This is a genomic window from Streptomyces hiroshimensis (assembly GCF_014650335.1).
In the GTDB taxonomy this organism is placed as follows: Bacteria; Actinomycetota; Actinomycetes; order Streptomycetales; family Streptomycetaceae; genus Streptomyces; species Streptomyces hiroshimensis.
Genome location: NZ_BMUT01000005.1, coordinates 291374 through 313729 on the forward strand (window position 1 = coordinate 291374; position 22356 = coordinate 313729).

Below are 22356 nucleotides of genomic sequence, written 5' to 3' on the forward strand. Positions count from 1 at the left end.
CCCGGGGTCGGAGCTCCCGGGGACCGCGTCAGGGCCGGCTCTGCCAGTGATAGCGCAGTTCGGGGCGGCCGATCTGGCCGTAGCGGGGCGTACGGACCGCCCGGCCGGACGCCACCAGGTGTTCGAGGTAGCGGCGGGCGGTGATCCGGGAGAGCCCCACGGCCGTCGCCGCCGTACCCGAGGACAGGCCGGCGTCCCCTGCGGACCGCAGGGCATCGGTGATCGACCGGAGGGTGGCGGAGCTCAGCCCCTTGGGCAGGGCGGCCGGCTGGGGGGCGCGCAGTGCGGCGAACGCGCGGTCCACCTCCTCCTGCCCGCTGGCCTCGCCCGCGACGGAGCGGAACTCGGCGTAGCGCGTGAGGCGGTCCCGGAGCGTGGCGAAGGTGAACGGCTTCAGGACGTACTGCACGACACCGAGCGAGACCCCTTCGCGGACGACCGTCAGATCGCGCGCCGACGTGACGGCGATGACGTCGGCGGTATGCCCGGCGGTGCGCAGCGAACGCAGCAGCTGCAGGCCGTGCCCGTCGGGGAGGAAGAGGTCGAGCAGGAGCAGGTCGACGGGCGTCCGCTTGAGGAAGTGCGAGGCGTCGCCCAGGGAGTGCGCGATCCCGCTCACGGTGAAGCCGGGGACGCGCCCCACGTAGAGGGCGTGGGCGTCGGCGGCGACGGGGTCGTCCTCGACGACGAGGACGCGGATGGGCCGGGGGTCGGCGGGTCTGCTCATGAGGGCACTCCGGTCCGTACGGCGGGTGGGGCGGGTGAGGCGGGTACTGCGGGCGTCGGGGGCGCGGGTGTTGCAGGCGCAGGCGTTGCGGGCGCGGGTGTTGCAGGCGCAGGCGTTGCGGGCGCGGGTGTTGCAGGCGCGGCCGCTGCAGGCCCTTCCGCGGGCTGCGGGGTCCGCAGGGGAAGCCGGACGGTGAACTCCGCGCCGCCGCCCGGTGCACCGGCGACGGAGACCGTACCCCCGTTGCGGCGCACGGCCTGCCGGACGAGCGCGAGACCGAGGCCGCGGCCGTGCGGCGCGCTGCCCGGCGACTTGGTCGACCAGCCGCGCCGGAACACCTCCTCCATCGCCTCGGGCGCCACTCCCGCCCCGGTGTCCCCGACGCGCAGCAGCAGTTCGTCCGCGTCGGCGCGCAGGGTGACGGTGACCTGCGCGTGCCGGACCTCGGCCGCGCTGCGGTTGGCCTCCTCGGCGGCGGCGTCCACCGCGTTGTCGACCAGGTTGCCCAGGACGGTGACGAGGTCGCGGGCGGGCAGGTGGGCCGGCAGCAGGCCGTCGTCGACGTGCGTGTCGGGGGCGAGGACGAGCTCGACGCCGCGCTCGTTGGCCTGGGCGGCCTTGCCGAGCAGCAGAGCCGCGAGGACGGGCTCGGCGACGGCGCCGACCACCTCGTCGGTGAGGGCCTGGGCGAGTTCGAGCTCGGCGGTGACGAACTCGACGGCCTCGTCCGCGCGCCCCAGCTCGATCAGGGAGACGACGGCGTGCAGCCGGTTCGCCGCCTCGTGCGCCTGCGAGCGCAGGGCCTCCGCGAAGCCGCGCACGGAGTCCAGCTCGCCGGAGAGCGCCTGGAGTTCGGTGTGGTCGCGCAGGGTCACGACGGTGCCGTGGCGCTCGCCGCCGGAGACGGGCGAGGTGTTGAGGACGACGATGCGGTCGGCGGTCGCGTGGACCTCGTCGACGCGGGGCCCGTCGGCCAGCAGCGCCTCCGTCAGGGTGGGCGGGAGGCCCAGGGCGTCGACGCGGCGGCCGATCACCTCGCCGGTGAGGCCGAGGAGTTCGCGGCCGCCGTCGTTGATGAGGGCGATGCGGTGCTGCCCGTCGAGCATCAGCAGCCCCTCGCGCACCGCGTGGAGCGTGGCCTCGTGGTAGTCGTGCATCCGGCTCAGCTCGGTGGCGTTCATGCCGTGCGTGTGGCGGCGCAGCCGGGCGTTGAGCAGGTAGGTCCCCGCCCCGCCCAGCGCGAGCGCGCCGAGGGCCACGCCGAGCAGGGCCAGCAGCTGGCGGCGTATCTCGGCGCTGATCGCGTCGACGGTGATGCCCGCGCTCACCAGCCCGGTGACCCGGTCGCCGTCCATGACGGGCACGACCACGCGGACCGACGGCCCGAGGGTGCCGGTGTACGTCTCGGAGAAGGTCCGGCCCTGCAGGGCGGGCCCGGTGTGGCCGAGGAAGGGCTCGCCGATGCGCTCCGGGTCCGGGTGGGTCCAGCGGATGCCGTCCGGGCTCATGATCGTCACGAAGTCGACGCCGGTGTCGTTGCGCACGCGCTCGGCGTACGCCTGGAGGATCACGGGCGGGTCGGCCGAGCGCACCGCGTCCCGTACGGACGCCGAGGCGGCCACGGCGACGGCCGCGGCGGTCACCTCGCGGCGGGCGGAATCCTCGGCCTGGCCGCGGTCCGCGACGTACGCGAAGGCCGCGCAGCCGGCCACCACGAAGGTGACCAGCACGATCTGCATCGCGAAGAGCTGGCCGGCCAGGCTGCGGGGGCGGCGGATGCGGGGTCTGCGCATGGCGGACAGTGTGCACCGGGCCGCGCCCGTGAACGTAATGCACATAAGGGTGACCACGGTCACAGAGCCGTGCATAGTCACCGGAGCCCCACTCGTCGGGAGAGAGGGGCTCCCCCAGACTGTTGCTCTGCATCCGCCTGCACGCACCTGCATCCGCTCACGTGCCGGGACGATGACGATGCAGTGCGCCCAGAGCCGCGACCCACGAGGAGACATCCGTGACGGCACAGGCAGCACCACCGGCCGGCCAGGCGCGCCGCAGGCCGGACCGGACCCACTACCTCTACCTGGCCGTGATCGCGGCCGTCCTCGCCGGCATCGCGGTCGGTTTCGCGGCGCCGGGCGTCGCGGTCGAGCTCAAGCCGCTCGGCACCGGCTTCGTGAACCTGATCAAGATGATGATCTCGCCGGTCATCTTCTGCACGATCGTGCTGGGCATCGGCTCCGTGCGGAAGGCCGCGAAGGTCGGCGCGGTCGGCGGCCTGGCGCTCGGCTACTTCCTGGTGATGTCGACCGTCGCGCTGGCCATCGGCCTGGTGGTGGGCAACATCCTGGAGCCCGGCAGCGGGCTGCACCTGACGGAGACGGTGCGCCACGCGGGCGAGGCGCAGGCCAAGGGCGCGAGCGAGTCCACGTCCGCCTTCCTGCTCGGCATCATCCCGACCACCATGGTCTCCGCCTTCACCGGCGGCCAGGTGCTGCAGACCCTGCTCGTCGCCCTCCTCGCGGGCTTCGCCCTGCAGGCGATGGGTACGGCGGGCGAGCCGGTCCTGCGCGGCATCGGCCACATCCAGAAGCTGGTCTTCCGCATCCTCGCCATGATCATGTGGGCGGCCCCGGTGGGCGCCTTCGGCGCCATCGCGGCGGTCGTCGGCGCGACGGGCGTCGACGCCCTGAAGTCCCTCGCCGTCATCATGATCGGCTTCTACGTCACCTGCGTGCTGTTCGTGATCGTGGTGCTGGGCACGCTGCTGCGGCTGGTGGCGGGCGTGAACATCTTCGCGCTGCTGAAGTACCTGGGACGCGAGTTCCTGCTGATCCTGTCGACGTCGTCGTCGGAGTCCGCCCTGCCGCGCCTCATCGCCAAGATGGAGCACCTGGGCGTGAGCAAGCCCGTCGTCGGCATCACCGTGCCCACCGGCTACTCCTTCAACCTCGACGGCACGGCCATCTACCTGACGATGTCGTCGCTGTTCATCGCGGAGGCGATGGGCAAGCCGCTCGCCCTGGGCCAGCAGATCTCCCTGCTGCTGTTCATGATCGTCGCGTCGAAGGGCGCTGCGGGCGTCACCGGCGCGGGCCTCGCCACGCTCGCGGGCGGCCTGCAGTCCCACCGCCCCGAACTGGTCGACGGCGTCGGCCTGATCGTCGGCATCGACCGCTTCATGAGCGAGGCGCGGGCCCTGACGAACTTCGCGGGCAACGCGGTGGCGACGGTCCTCGTCGGCACGTGGACCAAGGAGATCGACAAGGAGCGGGCGGGCGAAGTGCTCGCCGGGCGGCTGCCGTTCGACGAGACGACGCTGGCGGCGGACGAACACGGCCACGGCGTCGGCGACGGCCACGAGCGCGGCCACGAGCACGGCCAGGGCGCGCTGCCGGAGCCGGAGGCGCCCGGGGAGCCGAAGGAGCCGGCGGCGGTCAAGGGCTGACGGTACGAAGCCGTCCTTCAGGGCCCGGAGGGCAACGAGTTCCGCGCCGCGTGAGCATGGCATGCTCGCTTTCGTGACCACACCGCCCGACGGCATGCCCGTCTACCGCGTCCTGACCGGCCCGGACGATGCCGCGTTCTGCCACCGCGTGAGCGAGACGCTCGCACTGGGCTACCGGCTCCACGGAGGGCCTTCGCTCACCTTCGACGGGGAACGCGTCATCGTCGCTCAGGCCGTCGTCTGGGGCGAGCAGTCGTAGCCGGTAGGCCCGGCGGGCCCGGCATCCGGCCGGGCCCGCCGTCCTTTCTAGTTGTTGTAGTGGGCCGAGACGACCTGGTAGTCGCTCCAGCTCTGCTCCTTGTTGACCTTCACCGACCGGCTGTAGAAGTACCCGCCGGAGCAGTTGGGCGCCGAGGACACGGAGATGTACGTGTTCCCCTTCCACCACCAGCCGCTGAGCTGGGTGGACGAGCCCGGGCTGACGTTGAAGCACTTGTCGGTCCACTGGCCGTACTGGTTCTCGCCGCTGACCATCACGGAGCGGGCCATGCCCGAAGCGTCGTCGAGCTGCAGCTGCTGACCGTTCGACCCGGCCCACGCCGAACCGGTCCCGGCGACGAGCCCCGCTCCCGCAACGGCCATCGTCACGGCGGCGGTGGCTATCTTCCTGCGCATCTTCATCGGTGTTCCCCCTGAATATCTGCTGTGTGGTCCGCCTCGATCGGCTCGATCAGGTCCGATCGGGTCGATCCAAACGATCTTGGCGCAGGAGAACTCTGCCGCACGGTCCTCGACGGATCCGTCCCGGAACGGTCCCGTTTCCGCAACCGGGAAAACCTCCGCGTTCAGGGGTCGACGGGACTCCCGGGGGAATTCACGACATGAGAGCCCGTAAGGCCCGAGAGGTCGCACGTCCCGCACTCCCCGCCCCACCCCCGCCCGGAGGTGCCATGCGCCCGCTCCTCGCCCGCCGCACCCGGCAGCGCCTGGCCGCCGACGCCGCGCTGCTCGCCGTCGTCGCCGGGTTCGCCGTGCCGCTCGTCTGGCTGCTGCTCGCGTCCGTGGACGCCGGGGCGGGGCTCTCCGTACGGGTGCCGGAGCGGGCGACCGCGGAGAACTTCTCCGCGGTGCTGACGGACGAGATCACGTTCACGCCCATGCTCAACAGCCTGCTGCTCTGCGGCGGTGCGACGGCCGTGACGATCGCGTGCGCGGCGCTCGCGGCGTACCCGCTGTCGCGGTTCCGGTCCCGGCTGAACCGGCCGTATTTGCTGGGAGTGCTGTTCACGACGTGCCTGCCGGTCACGGCGATCATGGTGCCGGTCTACGGGCTGTTCGTACGAGTCGACCTCGTCGACACGCTGTACGGCACGGCGCTCTTCATGGCCGCCGCCCAACTCCCCTTCGCGATCTGGCTCATGAAGAACTTCATGGACGACATCCCGGCCGTGCTGGAAGAGGCGGCCTGGACGGACGGGGCGAGCCGCATGCAGGCGCTGGTACGGGTGATCCTGCCGCTGATGGGCCCGGGCGTCGGGGTCGTCGCGATCTACTGCTTCGCGCTGTCCTGGGGCAACTTCTTCGTGCCGTTCATGCTGCTGCTCTCGCCCGACCAGCTCCCGGCGTCCGTCAGCGTCTTCACGTTCTTCGGCAACTTCGGGCAGGTGGCGTACGGGCAGCTCGCGGCGTTCTCGATCCTGTACTCGACGCCGGTGATCCTGCTGTACGCCCTGATCACCCGCCGCCTCGGCGGCGGCTTCGCCCTCGGCGCGGCGGTCAAGGGCTGACCGGCCGAATCCTGCGGCAGGCCGTTACCTCACCGTTCACCGGGAGTTGTTCCCTAAGGATGTGTTGGCCGGTCGACAAGGAGGTGCCGGTGCTGACGGAAGCGCTGGAAGGTCTGGCAGCCGCGGGCGGCTCCGCGGTGGTGGGGGCGGCGGCGACCGACGCCTGGAATACGGCACGGGCAGGCGTCGCACGCTTACTCGGGCGCGGAGACCACGACCAGGAGCAGTACGCGATCGAGCGGCTCGACCGGACCGCCACCGAGATCGCCCAGGCTGCCGACGGCGGGCGGCAGCAGTTGCGCGACAAGCTGCGGAACCGCTGGACCGGTCAGCTGGAAATCCTCCTCGAAGAACATCCCGAGGCCGCGCACGAGCTGCGCGAACTGATCGAACGAGTACAGGCCGAGCTGCCGTCGGCGCAGCAGTCCTGGGTGCAGAACAACACCGCGCAGGCAGGTGCGATCCAGTACATCACCCAGGGCGGCGACATCAATGTCGGCCGCGGCGCGACCGACGGCTGAGTCCCGGGATGAGTGACAAATCCCCCGGTGCGCAGCAGCGCGACACCACGCACAACACGGCGCACAACACCGCGCACGACAGCGGGATTCAGTACATCACCAGTGGCGGTGACATCAACGTCTATCCGCCCGGCGGGCCCGCGGAGGACGCCGGCAGCCGGCGGACGCCCGAACCGCAGGGCAAAGGGCGGCCCGCGAGGCGGCGGTTGGTTCTCCTTGCGGCCGCGGCAGTCGTCTCGGCCGCCGCCACGGCGATCACTCTGGCTCTGCTGCCGTCATCGCCGGCCCGGACGAGCGCGGCCGGAGGTTCCACTCGTGCCGCCCCCGGAGCGTCGGCGCATTCCACGCCCCTTGCGACCCCTGCGTCCCCCAAGGCGTCGGCGGGCGGTCGGCCTTCTTCCGCCCCGGAAGCCGGGCCGGAACGGCCTGAATCCGGGGCCGCGCCGAGTACGGTTCCGGGCCCGGGCCCGGAGCAGGGGAAGGACGCGGCTCCCGAGTCTCGCGCAGAAGACAGCCGGTCTGCGGCAGTACGCCACAAAACGTGGAGTGAGTCCTACCCGGACGGCACGGTGTGCACCGCCGGAAACCGCTGGACGCCGGCGCCCGGGATGACGGGCGTCAGTTTCCAGCCCTGCACCTATGCGAAGAGTTTCTCCGGCAATGCGCAGTTCGGTGTCACCGTATGGAATACGAGCAGCCGCCAAGTGGCCGTTGCCGTGTGGGTCGAGTACTGGATGACGAAGCGTCGGTACGACTGTTCGTCGCCGTTCCCTCAGGACCATGTCGTGATCGATCCAGGGGAGACCTGGTCCAGCCCGCTGGGGAATTGCGTCCTGCCGGACATCAAGGGAGAGACGCACCGTGTCCAGTCCAGGGCGGGGGTGTCGGAGGAGGGCGGAAATCCGCGGAACTCCCGGCTTGAGTTCTCACGCGGGGTCGACATCTACCCGGACGGCCGGGCGGTCCCCGTCCCCTGAACCGGCCGAAACCGGCACCGCCGCGGGAACCGGGCGTGCGCCCGGAGGCGGGTCTCATGGTGCGTGAGCATGCCGGGAGTGCATAGCATGTACATGACGCGCTTGCGCGGTCAAGAGGAGAACTCGCCACACCCGGCCCGCCGTTCCCCCGGGCCGGGCATTTCTGCAAGAAGGAAGAACAAATGCATCGCCGCCGCTCGAAGGTCCTCTACGGGATATTGACTGCCGCACTGGGAATTGCGCTCACCGCCTGCGGTGGCAATGACGGCGGTAAGGGAGCAAGTCCCTCCCAAGGGAGTGCGGCGAAGAGTGAGGGCGGGAGCGAGAGTGGGAGCGGGAGCGGGAGCGGCAAGCAGAGCCCGGCCGCGAAGGTGGAGTGGACCCCCGCGTTGACGATGGGCCAGCCGGCTCCGGGGCTGTACGAGCCCGGCGTTTCCGGTGGCGGAAAGTTCCAGGTAGCGGCCACGAAGGTCGTCAAGGGAACCCAGAAGCAGCTGAAGGAGGGCCACTACATCGAGGCCGATCGAACGCTGGAGGGCGGCACCCCGTACTTCGTGTACGTGACGTACACGCTGAAGGAAGGGAAGCCGGACGTAGTCAATTCCGACCTCAATTCCGGTGCCGTGATCCTCGACGAGAACGGCGAAAAGGCGGCGGATCGGCCCGTCGTCCACTCGGGCTTCGGCGAGGGCGGCTGCCCGGTGGGTCCGGTCTACATGAGCTGGGACATCGGCGAGAGCCGCACTCAGTGCTCGATCTACATCGCGAAAGCCGGGGCGAAGCAGCCTGCCCGACTCGCCTGGAGCGCGACCGGGACGACCGCCGACGAGTTCAAGAAGGGCGCGTCTTGGGCGTGGGTCACCCAGTGACAAGGTCGAGCACCATCACGTCATGAAGCGCGGCCCCGTCCCATGAGCGGGTTTCGCCGACTTTCCGGTACCCCCATGAGCGGTATGCGGCCTGAGCCGACTCGGCTTCGGGAAGGACGTTGAGCAGCACACGCTCCACCCCGGTGCCTTCGAGGACGACGTCATGCAGCCGCCGTGCGATGCCATGCCCGCACCAAGGGGCACGTACGGCGAGCTCCATCAGCCCGAAGGTCCGCTGCCCGTCCTAGGCGGCTCGGCGAATGCCGAGGCGTAGACGCGGCGGAACGCGTCCTAGGCCTGCGCCGCTGCCGCCCCGCCCAGGGGCTCGATGATGATCCCTTGCTCCTTCACGCGCTCCGTCAGGGCTGGAAGCCCCCGCCGCGCACCGCGGCCACGAACGACGACCACGCTCCCGGTCCGAAGGCCAGCGCCGGGCCGCCGGATATCTTCGAGTCCCGTACGGGCACGATGCCGTGGGCGGCAGCGAGGGCCGGGGCCCATTCGACGCAGTTACCGCCTTCGACGCTGCTGTAGCTGGACTTCGTCCAAGCCGCTCGGGCGAAGTTGAGGTGAACGCTCACGAGAATGCCTCCATTGCGGCTCGGATGAAGGCCGCCGACTTACTCGGCGACAAGGCATAGGACCTCAGCAGATCGTAGGACCCGCGGCGAGCTCTGACAGTCTCCGGATCTTCGATCAGCAAGCCGATGCCGATGCCCTCCACGTAAGCGACGTTCGTGTCGTCGTCCAGCGTCATCAGCGTCAGCGAGCCGTCAATCAGGGCATGTTCCCCATGCTCGAACGGCAGAACCTGAACAGTAGTCGTTGCGGTGTCCACGAGCTCGACCAGGGTGGCTAGTTGGCGCCGCATGACAGCCGGGCCCCCGACGGGCCGTCGGATCGCCGCCTCGTCCAGAATCATGGACAGATCTGGCGGCGCTTCTGCCTGCAACAGCGTCTGTCGGCTCAGCCGGGCCGACACCTTCTCGTCGATCTCGTCCGGCGAGGCCTTCGGGTTGCCGACACGGAAGAGTGCCCGTGCATAGTCCTCGGTTTGAACAAGTCCCGGCACGAGGGGACCGCCGAACTCGTTGATTACCCGCGCTCGCGCCTCCAGCTCCATGCGCCTGCGGAACTTCTCCGGGTGGACCTCGTGCCGGGCGATCGCGTAAAGCCTCGCGAAGTGCTCACCCGTACCGAAGACCTCGTCCAGCCTCCCCGGCAGGTCCGGCGGCGGTACGTGTTCGGCCGTCTCGATGCGGGCCAGATGGCTGCGGCTGTACCGGACGGCTTCGGCGAGCTGCTCCAGGGTCATGCCTGCTGCCTCCCGCTGGTGTCTGAGGTCGGCGCCGAAGAGGTGTCGGGCGGAACGGTCCGGTGTCAGCTTGCGCGGTGGTCGTGCCATCCCGGCAACTCCTTTTCTCAAGCGCCTGGTTGGGAATTGAATCCCTGGCCGAGCGTAGGTACGGCCCGCGACGCTGGACCTGCACACAGGGAACGCCCCCACCAAGGAGTGAATGTGACGGAGGCAAGTCGCGTGGGCGGACAGCAGCAGGTAGAGCACGGTTACAGGCCGGAAGAGTCCATTGGGCAGCCCATCGACCTTACGCAGTGGTGCTTTCGGTGCGCCGAGCTGCGCGTCCGATTCCACGGCGCCGCATGCCTCGGCCGGACCGCGGAGGCCCACGCGCTGAATGCCGAATTCCTCCGGCATCAGAAGGTGGTGCACTCGTGACGGCCGTGCGTGACGTGCGCGCGGCCACCCGGATCACGGCCGGGCGCCTCGTGATGCGCCGATGTGCTCACCCGGCGGGCTGGTTCCGGTCGCACGGGGTGGAGCGGTGCGGGCTCTGCGGCGCGGAGCGCCATACGGCCTACGCGGCACTGCGGATGCCGGTACCGGAGAGTGCTCCGGTCACGGACTGGGGCTGCCCACGGCTCGGTACGCCAGGAGTCCGGGTCGGGCCACGGACGCACGCGAAGACCCCGCCGTCTGTCCGCTGACGGCGGGGCGCCCCCGCTGCGGGACCGGCCCTGGATGTCCCCCGTGAACCCAGGGCCACGACCCGCCTTCCCCCCGGCGGGGCCCTGTCCCGAAACAACCGTGGGGACCGGCCCGCGCCTTGACTGCGGACAAGGGGAACGGTACTAACGGGGCCATCCATCGGCTACTCGCCAAACGCGGCACCTGTCCCGGATACGCGGACACCCGAGGGAAGCCCCTGATGACTGAACCAGGCGTGGGGCCCGAGGCCCCCGGCAACATGCGCACGCTCGTCCTCAGCAACGATCTCGACGAGACCAGGGAGATCATCAGCTCTGCCTACAGTCCTTATCAACTCAGCGTGCTCGGCGACCCCAAGGAGTTCTCCGCGTGGTACGCGGAGGGCGGCTTTCCCGGCATCACGGTCTCGGGGCTGCAGTACGGCGCCGAGACGCTCGTCGCGCCCCAGCCCCTCGACTCGTACCTGCTGGTCTGCCAGCTGGTACGGGGCCGGGTGCGGGTGATGTCGCCGGGGCGGGAGGAGCGGGTCGTGGGGCCCGGGCAGACGTACGTCCTCGATCCGTACCGCTCCTTCCAGGTGCACTGGGCGCCCGGCGCGCGGATGACGACCGTCCGGCTCGACCGGGAGACGGTGGAGCGGGCGGCGGCCGACGCGCTCGGCGTCGAGGGCGCCCTGCGGGCCCGCTTCTCGCTCAACGGGACCACCTCGGCCGCCGCCGCCCGGAGCTGGGCCGGGATCTCGGCGGCCGTGCACCGGGAAGTGCTCGGCGAGGGCGTCGCCCGCAGCAGCCCGCTCGTGGCGGGGCACCTGACGCAGTCGACGGCCGCGATCCTCATGCAGACGCACGAGCTGATCACCGAGGGCGTGGACGCCCAGCGCCCGGGCGAGGTCGCGCACCCGGCCGTGCGGCGGGCGATGGCGCTGGCCGAGGAGCGTGCCGACCAGCCGCTGACGCTCGCCGACCTCGCGGCGGCGGCGCGGGTGAGCCCGCGCGCCCTGCAGGAGGCCTTCCGCCGGCACGTCGACACCACGCCGCTGGGGTACCTGCGCGAGGTCCGGCTGGGCCGGGCCCACCAGGAGCTGGTGGCGGCGCACGGTGACGGCGGCGTCACCGTGGCCGAGGTGGCCTACCGCTGGGGCTTCAACAACCTCGGCCGCTTCGCCGGGTACTACCAGCGGCGGTACGGGCGTCCGCCGTCCCGCACCCTGCGCGCGTAGCCGCGCCGCAGAGCCCGCCCCGGGCCCCTGGGCGCCCCGAGCCTCCAGGGGCTCCCGTGCGTCCTGAGGATGACGTCGTCCGTCTGGGGGACTACGCCCGGCCCCGCCCGTCGGCCTTTTAGGTGTACGGCTTTCCGGCCGTACGGCTGACGCCCGGCGCCGCCCGCCCGCCGAGAATTGGAGGAGTTGATTCCGGCCATTGCGTCCCCGGGGATTCCCGGTGCGGGCCCATGGCCGGACCCCCTTCCCCTACCTCCCGGAGGAGACCCCGTGTCCCACGCGGCCGCCTTTCCCACGACCCCCGTCGGCACGTCCGGCCCCGCCGTCGCCGCCCGGGCCACCGGTCTGAGCAAGGTCTACGGGCAGGGCGACACCCGCGTGACGGCGCTGGACTCCGTCTCCGTGGAGTTCCGCCGCGCCGAGTTCACCGCGATCATGGGCCCTTCGGGCTCCGGCAAGTCCACGCTGATGCACTGCATGGCGGGCCTCGACACGATCTCGTCCGGCTCGACGCAGATCGGAGACGTGGAGCTCGGCTCGCTCGGCGACCGGCAGCTGACGCGGCTGCGCCGGGACCGGATCGGCTTTATCTTCCAGGCGTTCAACCTGCTGCCGACGCTCACCGCCCTGGAGAACATCACCCTCCCCATGGACATCGCGGGCCGCAAGCCCGACCAGCAGTGGCTGGAGATGGTGGTCGGCACCGTAGGCCTCTCGGGGCGGCTCTCGCACCGGCCCAGCCAGCTCTCGGGCGGCCAGCAGCAGCGCGTGGCCGTGGCCCGCGCCCTCACCGCCAAGCCGGAGATCATCTTCGCGGACGAGCCGACCGGCAACCTCGACTCCCGCTCCGGCGCCGAACTGCTCGGCTTCCTGCGCGAGTCCGTGCAGGCCCTGCAGCAGACGATCGTCATGGTCACCCACGACCCCGTGGCCGCCTCCTACGCCGACCGCGTGATCTTCCTCGCCGACGGCCGGATCGTGGACGAGATGCGCGAGCCCACCGCGGACGCGGTCCTGGACCGGATGAAGCGCTTCGACGCCAAGGGCCGTACGAGCTGAGACGGCCGGCCGCACGGCCCTCGCGCACACGGCCCGCGCGCGACCTTCGCGCACACGGCCCCGCGCACGGCCCGCGCGACCCTCCCGTCACCGCCCGGCTCGCCCCCACGAACCCTGGACAAGACCACTCCCATGTTCCGTACCGCCCTGCGCAACCTCCTCGCGCACAAGACCCGGCTGATGATGACCGCGCTCGCGGTCCTCCTCGGCACGGCCTTCGTCTCCGGCACCCTCGTCTTCAGCGACTCCGTCAACAGCGCCTACCGCAACAAGATGGCCAAGAGCCTCGACGACGTCGCCGTCTCCGTCACCGCCGGCCGGTCCGCCCTCAAGGAGAAGGACGCCCTCGACTCCCGCGTGGTCGAGTCCGTGCGCGCCCTGCCCGGCGTGGCCGCCGTACGCCCGTCCGTGAGCGGCACCGTCATGGTCGCCGACAAGGAGAACAACCCCGCCGGCAGCGAGTGGGGCAGCTTCGGCGCCAACTTCGTGCCCGGCGTGAACGGCAAGGACAGCCGCTACCCGATCGTCAAGGGCCGGGGCCCCGCCGCCGAGGGCGAGATCGTCCTCGACGCGAAGACCGCCGCGAAGACGGGCGCCAAGGTGGGCGACACCGTCCGGCTGGCCGTCGACGGGCCCGTCATGACCAAGAAGCTCGTCGGCATCGCCGAGACCGACGACCCCAAGGTGAGCGCGGGCGGCAGCCTCGCCCTGTTCGACACCGCGACCGCGCAGAAACTCCTCGGCACCCCGGGGCAGTTCAGCGAGCTCATCGTCGCCGCGAAGCCCGGCACCGACCAGCAGAAGCTGACCGCCAAGGTCCGCGAGACGCTTCCCAAGGACGCCTTCCGGACGCAGAGCGGAAAGGAGCTGGCGGCCGAGGAGTCGAAGATGATCGACAAGCAGACCAGCTCGATCCGCAACACCTTCCTGGCGTTCGCGGGCATCGCCCTCTTCGTCGGCGTCTTCATCATCGCCAACACCTTCACCATGCTCATCGCCCAGCGCAGCCGGGAGATCGCCCTGCTCCGCGCCGTGGGCGCGTCCCGCCGCCAGGTGGTGCGCTCGGTGCTGATCGAGGCCGGGCTGCTCGGCCTGGTCGCCTCCGCCGTCGGCTTCGTCCTGGGCCTCGGCGTCGCCACCGGCCTGCGCGCGGTGCTGAACTCCGCCGGGGCGAGCCTGCCCGACGGGCCGCTGGTCATCGAGCCGGTCTCCGTGCTGCTCGCCCTCGGCGTCGGCGTCGTGGTGACCGTGCTCGCCGCCTGGCTGCCCTCCCGCAAGGCCGCGAAGATCGCCCCCGTGGAGGCGCTGGCCGCCGCGGAGCAGCCGCCGGCCCCCCGCGGCCTGCTGCTGCGCAACTCCTTCGGGGCCGTGCTGACCGCCGCCGGTGTCGCGATCATGCTGTACGTCACCACGCTGAAGGACAGCGGCGGCCTGGAGATCGCCATGGCCGGCGCCGCGCTGACCATGGCCGGCGTCATCGTCCTGGCCCCGCTGCTCTCGCGCCCGTTCGTCCACCTCTTCGCGAAGGCGACGGGCCGGCTGACCGGCGTCAGCGGCAAGCTCGCCAAGGAGAACGCGCTGCGCAACCCGCGCCGCACCGCCGCGACCGCCTCCGCGCTGATGATCGGCCTCTCCCTGATCACCGGTCTGACCGTGGTCGCCGTCTCCGCCGACCAGGGCGTCGCGAAGATGGGCCAGCAGGACCTGACGGCCGACTACAAGGTCACGTCGGCGAACTTCGGCGGCCTCTCCACGGACATCGCCAAGACCCTCGCCAAGGAACCCGGCGTCACCGCCGTGGTCCCGCTGCGCTCGGCCGGCTTCCAGTCGTCGAACGACCCCGCGCTCGCCTACGCCGCGGACGTCGCGTCGCTCGGCAAGGTGGCGGACATCCGGTTCGTCAGCGGCTCCCCCGCCGATGTGCGGAAGGGCACCGTCGCGGTGTCCGACCAGTACGCCCGGGAGCGCGGCCTGAAGGTCGGGTCGACCCTGCCGATGGACTTCTACGACGGCGAGAAGGCCACCCCGAAGGTCGCCGCGATCTACGCCAAGAACGACGTCGTCTCCGCCGTCCTCGCCACCCCCTCCCTCGTGGACCCGCACCTGGAGAAGGTGCGTGACGACGAGGTGCTGGTGAAGGCGGCCCCCGGCAAGGCCGGCGAGCTCCGCGCCAAGATCAAGGAGACCCTCGGCGGCAACCCGCTCATCAAGGTGCAGAGCCAGGAGGACCTGCGCCGCTCGGAGGCCGGGAACATCGACGACATCCTCTTCCTGATGTACGGGCTGCTGGGCATGGCCGTCGTGATCGCGGTCGTCGGCGTCGTCAACACCCTCGCCATGTCGGTCTTCGAGCGGACCCGGGAGATCGGGATGCTGCGCGCGATCGGTCTGGCCCGCACGGGCGTCAAGCAGATGGTCCGGCTGGAGTCCGTGATGATCGCGATGTTCGGCGCGGTGCTGGGCGTCGGGGTCGGCATCTTCCTCGCCTGGTCCGGCGGCCACCTGGTCCGCTCGTCCTTCCCGCAGTACGAGATGGTCGTGCCGTGGGCGCGGATCGCGGTGTTCCTGCTGATCGCCCTCGCCGTGGGCGTCCTGGCCGCGGTCTGGCCGGCCCGCAGGGCGGCGAAGCTCAACATGCTGGAGTCGATCGGGGCGCAGTAGAACGACGGGGCGAGCCGCCCCGTCAGCCCCGCGGGAGCGCCCCGTCCCGCGGAGCGACCCCCGCTTCGCCGAACCCCCGCCGGCCTCCGACAAGGCCGGCGGGGGTTCACGCGTGCCGTGCCGCCTCGCCCCGCTCAGGCCCCCTCGCCGTCCCGCTCAGTAGCCGACGGTGAAGCGCTGCCGCCGGTGCTGCGGCGTCCCGATCTCGTCCAGCAGGGCGACCGCGTAGTCCTCGGCCGAGATGCGCGAGGTGCCGTCGGCGCCGGCCAGCAGGTCGTCACCGCCGAGGCGGAAGGTGCCGGTGCGCTCGCCGGGCAGGAAGAGCGCGGAGGGGCTGAGGAAGGTCCAGTCCACGTCCTCCGGCAGGGCGCGCAGTGCGTCCAGCAGCTCGACGTGCGCGGACGCCTCGGGCTTCCACTCCTCGCGGAAGCCGGGCTGGTCGATGACGCGCTCGCCGGACGGCAGGCGCAGGCTGCCGGCGCCGCCGACGAAGAGCAGGCGGCGGCCCGCCGCGCGGGCGGTCAGCTCGGGGAGCAGCGGCAGGGCGACGCGGGCGGGCAGCGCGCTGACGACGACGTCCGCGCCCTCCAGCGGCAGGACGGGGTCGGCCACGTCGGCGGTCACGCGCTGCAGGCCCGCGCGGGCCGGGGCCTGCTCGTCGTGGCGGCGGGCGACGGCGGTGACGGCGTGGCCGCGGGTGAGCGCCTCGTCCACGATGCGGCTGCCGGCCATGCCGGTGGCGCCGAGGACCGTGATCTTGACGGTGGTGCCGGGGGTGTTCATACGGGGTTCTCCCAGGGGTTCGGGGCGGCTGTCGGGCGGCTGCCGGCTGCTGCCGGGTGCTGCCGGGTGCTGCCGGGTGCTGCCGGGTGCTGCCGGCGGGGCGACCGGCCGGCAGGTCGCGGCGGTCACGGCCGGGTGCGGGCAGCAGTCACGGCCGGGTGCGGGCGGCGGGCCCGCGCGTCACGGCCGGGACGCGGTCACAGCTGGATGTCGAAGGTGACCTTCGCCCGCTCCACGGTCTCCTGCAGGACGCGCACCTGGCCGCGGGCGTTCTTGTACTTGCCGGTGCCGCCGGTGATGGCGAACTGCTCGTCGAAGACCGGGCCCTGGGCGTTCAGCCGGGCGGCGCCGGACGTGGTGATCTTGTTGCCGTCGCCGAGGTCGTAGACGAAGGTCAGCATCTCGGCGGTGCGCGGCTCGGCATCGGTGGAGATGCCCTGGAAGCTGCTGGTGCCGATCTTGCGGCCGTCGGCGCCGACGAGGTCGCCGGTGCCGATCAGCTGGTCGCCGAGGGCCGAGTCGGACGGGGCGACGTCGACGAAGTTGACCGAGGTGCCCTTCTCGACGGCCTCGATGGTGACAGAGCGCGGGCCGGCCGGGGAGGCCGTGGCGGCACCGGCCGTGGCGGGGCTCATGGCGAGGGCGGCGCCGATGACACCGGCCGTCGCAACGGTGAGACCCAGGGCGGGAAGGGCGCGCTTGCGCATGGACGTACTCCAGCCTGTCGCGAGATCCATGATGATCCATGGCGGACGAAATATCTGCCGCAGCAGACAATATGTCTGCTGCGGCAGATACTGCAAGAGAAGGTTCTGCCGGTACGGGCGATGGTCTGCGACCCTGGTGAGGTGAAGGAGCACATGCTGCATGACGACGACGTGACGCTGTACGGACTGTTCGTGGAGGCGTTCAGCCGCCTGAAGCCACTGGTCCACGAGGACCTCGGGATCCCGGACACCTGGTTCGAGGTGCTGCTGCGGCTGGGCCGCACGCCCGGGCACGCCCTGCGGATGAGCGATCTGGCGACCGCGGTCGCCTTCAGCTCCGGCGGGTTCACGCGGCTCGCGGACCGCATGGAGGAGGCGGGGCTGATCCGCCGCGACCCCGACCCGGACGACCGGCGGGCCGCGCTCGCGGTACTGACGGAAGCCGGCGAGCAGGCCCTGGACCGCGCGCTCCAGCAGCACCTGGCGCACCTGCGCACGCACGTCAGCGGCCGCCTCTCCACGGCGGACCGGCGCGCGCTCGAACGGATCCTGCGGACGCTGCGCGACGCCGGATAGCGACGAGGGCGGACCGGTTGCCCGGCCCGCCCTCTCGCGACAACGGCTACGTCACGCGGCGTCGGTGTCGTAGCTGTAGAACTTCCTGTGGTCGATCATGTCGGCGGGGGTGACCCGCTGCCCCTTCTCGCTCCACGGCTTCATCGGCTGGTTCAGGGCGACGATGTCCTTGACCGGCTCGACCGGCAGGTAGGCGGGCGCCTTCGGGTGACGGCGCTGCCAGTCGGACCACAGCTTGTCGATGAAGCAGTGCAGCAGCCAGAACACCGGGTCGTTGGGCGACATACCGGTGTTCATGTGGCCGCCGACCCAGCGGTGCACGGTGTTGTGCGGCCCGGTGTTGCCGTTCGCCCAGCCCTCGACGAGGTTGCGGAAGCCCGCCTTGGAGGTGGAGTTCCAGGGCGCCTCGTCGTAGTACGGGGCGGCCAGCGCGGCCTCGACCGTGGCGGCCGTGGGCAGCTGGGGCGTGGTCTTGCTGCGGCCCATCTCCCGCATCAGGAAGGGGCGTTCGTCGACCTTGAAGTAGATCGGCCAGCGACCGCCGCCGTACGCGAACGGGCCGTCCATGACCTGGGCGTCGCGCTCGCGCCCGTTGCCGCCGAGGAAGTCGGGGGCGAAGACCGGGTCGTTCAGCGAGCGGTTGACCGTGAAGTCCCAGTACGGAAGCGTCACGGCCGGGTTGACGGACTGCAGGTCCCGCTCGAAGTCGAGCAGGAACTGCCGGTGCCAGGGCAGGAACGACGGCGAGACGTGGCCGGTGCGCTCCTGGTCGTCCAGGTCGCTCATCACGAAGCGGTCGTGGGTCTCGACGTACTTGTCGTAGCCGCCGCGGCGCTTGAGCTCCAGCAGCGCCTCCACGAAGTCGCGCCGCTCGGCCTTGGTGAGCTTTGCCTGGTTCTTGCGAACTGCCATGAGAATGTGGACCTTTACGGAAATGGGATCAGGGTGGCTCAGACGAGGTTGGCGCCGCGCAGCGCCCGCACGGCGGCGCGGGTCACCTCGTACGGCGACGCGAAGACCTCGTAGTGGTTGATCACGCTGATCCAGCCGTCGCCGCGCGGCATGATGTGCAGCGGCCGGCCGTCGACGAAGACGGCGATGCCGAAGTCGTGGTGGCCGCCGCTGCCGGAGGTGAGCCGGCCCTCGATGCGGCGGCCCTCGTAGATCTCGTCGAACGGCCGGTGGCCGGAGCCGGTGCCGTGGTGGTCGTGCCCGCTCTCGGCGGCGTAGGCCGATACGGCCGGTCCGGCGAGCACGATGGCGGCGGCAGCGGCGGCGGTACGGCCGAGCACGCGGCGGCGGGTGAGGTCGGACACCCGGGTCCCCCTTCAGAAGAAACGTTCCTTCCGACCAGGAGGTCCAGCCCGTCGGGCTCCCCCGACCCCCCGACCGGCGTAATGATCATGAACTTAACAGATCTTCGGGAAGAGCCGGACATGTGGCGAGATAGAGCCAATATGCGGCTGCATACCGCTGCATACGACTGCATACGAAAGAGGCCCCGCCGACGGTGTCGGCGGGGCCTCTTCGAAGCTCTCGGAAACTCTCAGGAGCGGGGAGGGAGGGTCAGAAGACCGACTCCGCCTCGTCCATCCGGCTCTCCGGTACGCGCTTGAGCTCGGTGACGGCGTCGGCGATCGGCACCATCTTGATGTCGGTGCCCTTCAGGGCCGTCATCTTGCCGAAGTCGCCGCGGTGGGCGGCCTCGACGGCGTGCCAGCCGAAGCGGGTGGCGAGGACGCGGTCGTACGCGGTGGGGGTGCCGCCGCGCTGGACGTGGCCGAGGATGACCGGGCGGGCCTCCTTGCCCATGCGCCGCTCCAGCTCGGCGGCGAGCTTGGTGCCGATGCCGGCGAAGCGCTCGTGGCCGAACTGGTCTATGGCGCCCTTGGCGTACTCCATCGACCCCTCGGCGGGGTGCGCGCCCTCGGCGACACAGATGACGGCGAACTTCTTGCCGCGGGCGAAACGCTCCTCGACCATCTTCACGAGGTCGTCGACCTCGAAGGCCCGCTCGGGCAGGCAGATGCCGTGGGCGCCGCCGGCCATGCCGGACTCCAGGGCGATCCAGCCCGCGTGCCGGCCCATGACCTCGACGACCATCACCCGCTGGTGGGACTCGGCGGTGGTCTTGAGGCGGTCGATCGCCTCGGTGGCCACGCCGACGGCGGTGTCGAAACCGAAGGTGCGGTCCGTGGAGGAGATGTCGTTGTCGATGGTCTTGGGCACGCCCACGACCGGCAGGCCCGCGTCCGACAGCATCCGGGCGGCGGTCAGGGTGCCCTCGCCGCCGATCGGGATGAGCACGTCGATGCCGTACTCGCGGGCGAGCTCCTTGGAGCTCTCGCACGCCTCGCGCAGCCGGGCGCGCTCCAGGCGGGAGGAGCCGAGGATGGTGCCGCCGCGGGCGAGGATGCCGCTCACGGCCTCCAGGTCGAGCTTGCGGTGGCGTCCGTCGAGCAGGCCCTTGAAGCCGTCTTCGAAGCCGATGACCTCGTCACCGTGGCCGACGACCGCGCGGTGCACCACCGAGCGGATGACAGCGTTCAGGCCGGGGCAGTCGCCGCCTGCGGTGAGAACTCCGATGCGCATCGCGTGCTGTGTCTCCTGCTCTGGGGTCCCCCCTACCGAAGGTAAGGGGATGGTACATGTGAGCCGGGCCGATTGTTTCACGGTCCGATGGGTACCGACGCACCCCGGGGCCGCGCCGGCCGCCGGCCTCCGCTCCTGCGAGCGCTGCCGCCTGCTGACGCGCGCCTTATCCAGGGGCGCAGGTATTGTCAAGAGGTCAAGCCCACCATAACGGGTAATTTTTAAGCCGAAGCACACGGCGAAAAAACACCAAGAACACGGCGATGGAGCAAGGAGAGCACGCGTGACGCGCAGCGTGTACGTGACCGGGACCGACCGGGGCGACGGGCGCCAGGTCATCGAGCTGGGAGTCATGGAGCTCCTCACCCGTCAGGTGGACCGGGTGGGCGTCTTCCGCCCGCTCGTCCACGGCGACGGGCCGGACCGCCTGTTCGACCTGCTGCGGTCCCGCTACCGGCTGGGCCAGTCCGCGGAGTCCGGCCACGGCATGAGCTACGCCGAGGCCTCCGCTCTGCAGGCCGAGCGCGGCACGGACGAGCTGGTCTCGCGGCTGGTCGAGCGCTTCCACGCGGTCGCCCGCGACTACGAGTACGTGCTGGTGCTCGGCACCGACTACGTCGGCTCCACGCTCCCCGACGAGCTCGCCCTCAACGCCCGTCTCGCCAACGAGTTCGGCGCCTCGGTGATCACGGTCGTCGGCGGCCAGGACCAGACGGCCGAGTCCGTCCGGGCCGAGGCGCGCAACGCCTACCGCGCCTACGAGGCCCTGGGCTGCGACGTCGTCGCCCTGGTCGTCAACCGGATCGCCCCGGCCGACCGCGAGGCCGTCGGCGAGCGCCTCTCGGCGAGCCTGCCCGTCCCCTGCTACGCCCTCCCCGAGGAGGCCGGGCTCTCCGCGCCGACCGTGGCGCAGATCGTCCGCAAGCTGGACGCCGAGGTGCTGCTCGGCGACGACGCGGGGCTCGCCCGCGATGCCAAGGACTTCGTCTTCGGCGGCGCCATGCTGCCGGTCTTCCTGCCCGCCCTGACCGAGGGCTGCCTGGTCGTGACCCCCGGCGACCGGGTGGACCTGATCGTCGGCGCCCTCGCCGCGCACAGCGCCGGCGCCCCGCCGATAGCCGGCGTGCTGCTGACCCTGGACGAGAAGCCGGGTCCGGACATCCTGGCGCTCGCGGACCGGCTGGCCCCGGGCACCCCGGTCGTCTCGGTGCCGGGCGGTTCCTTCCCGACCGCGGCCGAGCTGTTCGCGATCGAGGGCAAGCTGGACGCGTTCTCGCCGCGCAAGGCGGAGACGGCCCTCGGCCTGTTCGAGCGGCACGTGGACACCGCGGAGCTGACGAACCGCATCGCCGTGGCCCGCTCCAGCCGCGTCACCCCCATGATGTTCGAGCACGAGCTGATCGAGCGCTCCCGCTCCGCCCGCCGCCGCATCGTGCTGCCCGAGGGCACCGAGGAGCGCGTGCTGCGCGCCGCGGACGTGGTGCTGCGCCGCGACATCTGCGACCTCACGCTGCTCGGCGAGGAGGGCGCGATCCGCAAGCGCGCCGGCGAGCTGGGCATCGATCTGGCCCAGGCGCAGATCATCGACCCGCAGACCTCCCCGCTGCGCGAGCGCTTCGCCGAGATCTACGCCAAGGCCCGCGCCCACAAGGGCATGACCGTCGAGCTCGCGCACGACGTGGTCACCGACGTCTCCTACTTCGGCACCCTGATGGTCCAGGAGGGCCTGGCCGACGGCATGGTCTCCGGCGCGGTGCACTCCACCGCCGCCACCATCCGCCCGGCCTTCGAGATCATCAAGACCGCGCCGGGCGCGCAGATCGTCTCCTCGGTCTTCTTCATGTGCCTGGCCGACCGGGTGCTGGTCTACGGCGACTGCGCCGTCAACCCCGACCCCAACGCCGAGCAGCTCGCGGACATCGCCATCCAGTCCGCGGCGACCGCCGCCCAGTTCGGCGTCGAGCCGCGGATCGCGATGCTGTCGTACTCCACCGGCACCTCCGGCTCCGGCGCGGACGTCGACAAGGTGCGCAAGGCCACCGAGATCGTCCGCGAGCGCCGCCCGGACCTCAAGGTCGAGGGCCCGATCCAGTACGACGCCGCCGTGGACGCCGCGGTCGCCAAGACCAAGCTGCCCGGCTCGGAGGTGGCCGGCAAGGCCACCGTGCTGATCTTCCCCGACCTCAACACCGGCAACAACACCTACAAGGCCGTCCAGCGCTCGGCCGGCGCCGTGGCCGTCGGCCCGGTCCTGCAGGGCCTGCGCAAGCCCGTCAACGACCTCTCCCGCGGCGCGCTGGTGCAGGACATCGTGACCACGGTCGCGATCTCCGCGATCCAGGCCCAGGGCGAGGCCGGGAACGGAACCGCGCCGGACGCGCCCGCCGTCTGACGCCCGTACGGCCGTACGGGACCGCCGCCCGGTCCC

At 71.3% G+C, this 22356-nt stretch carries 21 protein-coding genes and 1 pseudogene; 11 read left to right on the forward strand and 11 right to left on the reverse strand.

The window, feature by feature from the left end; translation table 11 throughout:
- Window positions 1-28: 28 nt before the first annotated feature.
- Both IE241_RS14250 and IE241_RS14255 read right to left on the reverse strand, forming a co-directional pair.
- The gene (locus IE241_RS14250) at window positions 29-727 is read right to left on the reverse strand and encodes a response regulator (RefSeq protein WP_190022076.1); all 699 of its coding nucleotides are present in this window, start codon (window positions 725-727) and stop codon (window positions 29-31) included.
- Window positions 724-2520 carry a sensor histidine kinase gene (locus IE241_RS14255; protein WP_190022077.1) on the reverse strand — a complete coding sequence of 599 codons (1797 nt, stop codon included), beginning with the start codon at window positions 2518-2520 and terminating at the stop codon, window positions 724-726. Before IE241_RS14255 ends, IE241_RS14250 begins: the two co-directional genes overlap by 4 nt.
- 218 nt (window positions 2521-2738) lie before the next feature.
- On the opposite strand from IE241_RS14255, the gene IE241_RS14260 reads away from it, so the two are divergent.
- Window positions 2739-4172 (forward strand): cation:dicarboxylate symporter family transporter, encoded by a 1434-nt coding sequence (locus IE241_RS14260; RefSeq protein ID WP_190022078.1) that lies wholly within the window; start codon window positions 2739-2741, stop codon window positions 4170-4172.
- Window positions 4173-4245: 73 nt separating this feature from the next.
- Window positions 4246-4431: a DUF1737 domain-containing protein gene (locus tag IE241_RS14265; protein ID WP_190022079.1), complete on the forward strand. Its 186-nt coding sequence runs from the start codon at window positions 4246-4248 to the stop codon at window positions 4429-4431.
- Window positions 4432-4478: 47 nt separating this feature from the next.
- Here the strand turns inward: IE241_RS14265 and IE241_RS14270 are convergent, their stop codons facing one another.
- Entirely contained in the window at window positions 4479-4853 is a 375-nt protein-coding gene (locus IE241_RS14270) for a hypothetical protein (RefSeq protein WP_190022080.1), read from the reverse strand.
- 269 nt (window positions 4854-5122) lie between these two features.
- On the opposite strand from IE241_RS14270, the gene IE241_RS14275 reads away from it, so the two are divergent.
- From IE241_RS14275 to IE241_RS14285, 3 genes are all read left to right on the forward strand, one after another.
- Window positions 5123-5959 (forward strand): carbohydrate ABC transporter permease, encoded by an 837-nt coding sequence (locus tag IE241_RS14275; protein WP_229899226.1) that lies wholly within the window; start codon window positions 5123-5125, stop codon window positions 5957-5959.
- 89 nt (window positions 5960-6048) lie between these two features.
- The gene (locus IE241_RS14280; protein ID WP_190022082.1) at window positions 6049-6480 is read left to right on the forward strand and encodes a hypothetical protein; all 432 of its coding nucleotides are present in this window, start codon (window positions 6049-6051) and stop codon (window positions 6478-6480) included.
- Between the two features lie 1159 nt (window positions 6481-7639).
- Window positions 7640-8326, forward strand: coding sequence for a hypothetical protein (locus tag IE241_RS14285; RefSeq protein WP_190022083.1), 687 nt, complete (start codon window positions 7640-7642; stop codon window positions 8324-8326).
- On the opposite strand, the pseudogene IE241_RS14290 reads toward IE241_RS14285, so the two are convergent.
- The 3 genes and pseudogenes from IE241_RS14290 to IE241_RS14300 all read right to left on the reverse strand — a co-directional run.
- Window positions 8316-8570, reverse strand: a pseudogene (locus IE241_RS14290) (GNAT family N-acetyltransferase); the annotation flags it as partial. The gene IE241_RS14285 and the pseudogene IE241_RS14290 overlap by 11 nt on opposite strands.
- A 115-nt stretch (window positions 8571-8685) precedes the next feature.
- Entirely contained in the window at window positions 8686-8907 is a 222-nt protein-coding gene (locus IE241_RS14295; protein WP_190022085.1) for a DUF397 domain-containing protein, read from the reverse strand.
- A complete protein-coding gene (locus IE241_RS14300; protein ID WP_190022086.1) occupies window positions 8904-9731 on the reverse strand; it encodes a helix-turn-helix domain-containing protein in 828 nt (275 codons plus the stop codon). Before IE241_RS14300 ends, IE241_RS14295 begins: the two co-directional genes overlap by 4 nt.
- 383 nt (window positions 9732-10114) lie before the next feature.
- On the opposite strand from IE241_RS14300, the gene IE241_RS34955 reads away from it, so the two are divergent.
- The 4 genes from IE241_RS34955 to IE241_RS14315 all read left to right on the forward strand — a co-directional run bounded on the left by IE241_RS34955 (window position 10115) and on the right by IE241_RS14315 (window position 15270).
- Entirely contained in the window at window positions 10115-10330 is a 216-nt protein-coding gene (locus IE241_RS34955; protein WP_373300675.1) for a DUF6255 family natural product biosynthesis protein, read from the forward strand.
- Between the two features lie 221 nt (window positions 10331-10551).
- Window positions 10552-11550 carry an AraC family transcriptional regulator gene (locus tag IE241_RS14305; protein ID WP_229899228.1) on the forward strand — a complete coding sequence of 333 codons (999 nt, stop codon included), beginning with the start codon at window positions 10552-10554 and terminating at the stop codon, window positions 11548-11550.
- Window positions 11551-11820: 270 nt separating this feature from the next.
- Window positions 11821-12609: an ABC transporter ATP-binding protein gene (locus IE241_RS14310; RefSeq protein WP_190022087.1), complete on the forward strand. Its 789-nt coding sequence runs from the start codon at window positions 11821-11823 to the stop codon at window positions 12607-12609.
- Between the two features lie 132 nt (window positions 12610-12741).
- The gene (locus IE241_RS14315) at window positions 12742-15270 is read left to right on the forward strand and encodes an ABC transporter permease (protein ID WP_190022088.1); all 2529 of its coding nucleotides are present in this window, start codon (window positions 12742-12744) and stop codon (window positions 15268-15270) included.
- A gap of 156 nt (window positions 15271-15426) precedes the next feature.
- Here IE241_RS14315 and IE241_RS14320 read toward each other — a convergent pair whose 3' ends face one another.
- Together IE241_RS14320 and IE241_RS14325 are read right to left on the reverse strand one after the other, a co-directional pair.
- Window positions 15427-16053, reverse strand: a complete 627-nt coding sequence (locus IE241_RS14320) for an NAD(P)-dependent oxidoreductase (RefSeq protein ID WP_190022089.1) — start codon at window positions 16051-16053, stop codon at window positions 15427-15429.
- 197 nt (window positions 16054-16250) lie between these two features.
- Window positions 16251-16790, reverse strand: coding sequence for an allene oxide cyclase barrel-like domain-containing protein (locus tag IE241_RS14325; protein WP_229899230.1), 540 nt, complete (start codon window positions 16788-16790; stop codon window positions 16251-16253).
- Between the two features lie 123 nt (window positions 16791-16913).
- Here IE241_RS14325 and IE241_RS14330 point away from each other — a divergent pair, with 123 nt between their 5' ends.
- A complete protein-coding gene (locus IE241_RS14330) occupies window positions 16914-17336 on the forward strand; it encodes a MarR family winged helix-turn-helix transcriptional regulator (RefSeq protein WP_229899232.1) in 423 nt (140 codons plus the stop codon).
- A gap of 51 nt (window positions 17337-17387) precedes the next feature.
- Here the strand turns inward: IE241_RS14330 and IE241_RS14335 are convergent, their stop codons facing one another.
- From IE241_RS14335 to IE241_RS14345, 3 genes are all read right to left on the reverse strand, one after another.
- Window positions 17388-18248: a tyrosinase family protein gene (locus IE241_RS14335; RefSeq protein ID WP_190022091.1), complete on the reverse strand. Its 861-nt coding sequence runs from the start codon at window positions 18246-18248 to the stop codon at window positions 17388-17390.
- A gap of 38 nt (window positions 18249-18286) precedes the next feature.
- A complete protein-coding gene (melC1, locus tag IE241_RS14340; protein ID WP_190022092.1) occupies window positions 18287-18652 on the reverse strand; it encodes an apotyrosinase chaperone MelC1 in 366 nt (121 codons plus the stop codon).
- Window positions 18653-18902: 250 nt separating this feature from the next.
- Window positions 18903-19928, reverse strand: coding sequence for an ATP-dependent 6-phosphofructokinase (locus tag IE241_RS14345; protein WP_190022093.1), 1026 nt, complete (start codon window positions 19926-19928; stop codon window positions 18903-18905).
- A 283-nt stretch (window positions 19929-20211) separates the two neighbouring features.
- Here IE241_RS14345 and pta point away from each other — a divergent pair, with 283 nt between their 5' ends.
- Window positions 20212-22320 carry a phosphate acetyltransferase gene (gene pta, locus IE241_RS14350; RefSeq protein WP_190022094.1) on the forward strand — a complete coding sequence of 703 codons (2109 nt, stop codon included), beginning with the start codon at window positions 20212-20214 and terminating at the stop codon, window positions 22318-22320.
- Window positions 22321-22356 lie beyond the last annotated feature (36 nt).

Excerpts from the sequence above, each read along its gene's own strand:
- IE241_RS14320 (WP_190022089.1), bottom strand. The coding sequence starts at position 16,053 with ATGAACACCCCCGGCACCACCGTCAAGATCACGGTCCTCGGCGCCACC.
- IE241_RS14315 (WP_190022088.1), top strand. The coding sequence starts at position 12,742 with ATGTTCCGTACCGCCCTGCGCAACCTCCTCGCGCACAAGACCCGGCTG.
- IE241_RS34955 (WP_373300675.1), top strand. The coding sequence starts at position 10,115 with ATGCGCCGATGTGCTCACCCGGCGGGCTGGTTCCGGTCGCACGGGGTG.
- IE241_RS14255 (WP_190022077.1), bottom strand. The coding sequence starts at position 2,520 with ATGCGCAGACCCCGCATCCGCCGCCCCCGCAGCCTGGCCGGCCAGCTC.
- IE241_RS14335 (WP_190022091.1), bottom strand. The coding sequence starts at position 18,248 with ATGGCAGTTCGCAAGAACCAGGCAAAGCTCACCAAGGCCGAGCGGCGC.
- IE241_RS14305 (WP_229899228.1), top strand. The coding sequence starts at position 10,552 with ATGACTGAACCAGGCGTGGGGCCCGAGGCCCCCGGCAACATGCGCACG.
- IE241_RS14250 (WP_190022076.1), bottom strand. The coding sequence starts at position 727 with ATGAGCAGACCCGCCGACCCCCGGCCCATCCGCGTCCTCGTCGTCGAG.
- IE241_RS14345 (WP_190022093.1), bottom strand. The coding sequence starts at position 19,928 with ATGCGCATCGGAGTTCTCACCGCAGGCGGCGACTGCCCCGGCCTGAAC.
- IE241_RS14270 (WP_190022080.1), bottom strand. The coding sequence starts at position 4,853 with ATGAAGATGCGCAGGAAGATAGCCACCGCCGCCGTGACGATGGCCGTT.
- IE241_RS14275 (WP_229899226.1), top strand. The coding sequence starts at position 5,123 with ATGCGCCCGCTCCTCGCCCGCCGCACCCGGCAGCGCCTGGCCGCCGAC.
- IE241_RS14300 (WP_190022086.1), bottom strand. The coding sequence starts at position 9,731 with ATGGCACGACCACCGCGCAAGCTGACACCGGACCGTTCCGCCCGACAC.
- IE241_RS14325 (WP_229899230.1), bottom strand. The coding sequence starts at position 16,790 with ATGGATCTCGCGACAGGCTGGAGTACGTCCATGCGCAAGCGCGCCCTT.
- IE241_RS14285 (WP_190022083.1), top strand. The coding sequence starts at position 7,640 with ATGCATCGCCGCCGCTCGAAGGTCCTCTACGGGATATTGACTGCCGCA.
- IE241_RS14330 (WP_229899232.1), top strand. The coding sequence starts at position 16,914 with ATGCTGCATGACGACGACGTGACGCTGTACGGACTGTTCGTGGAGGCG.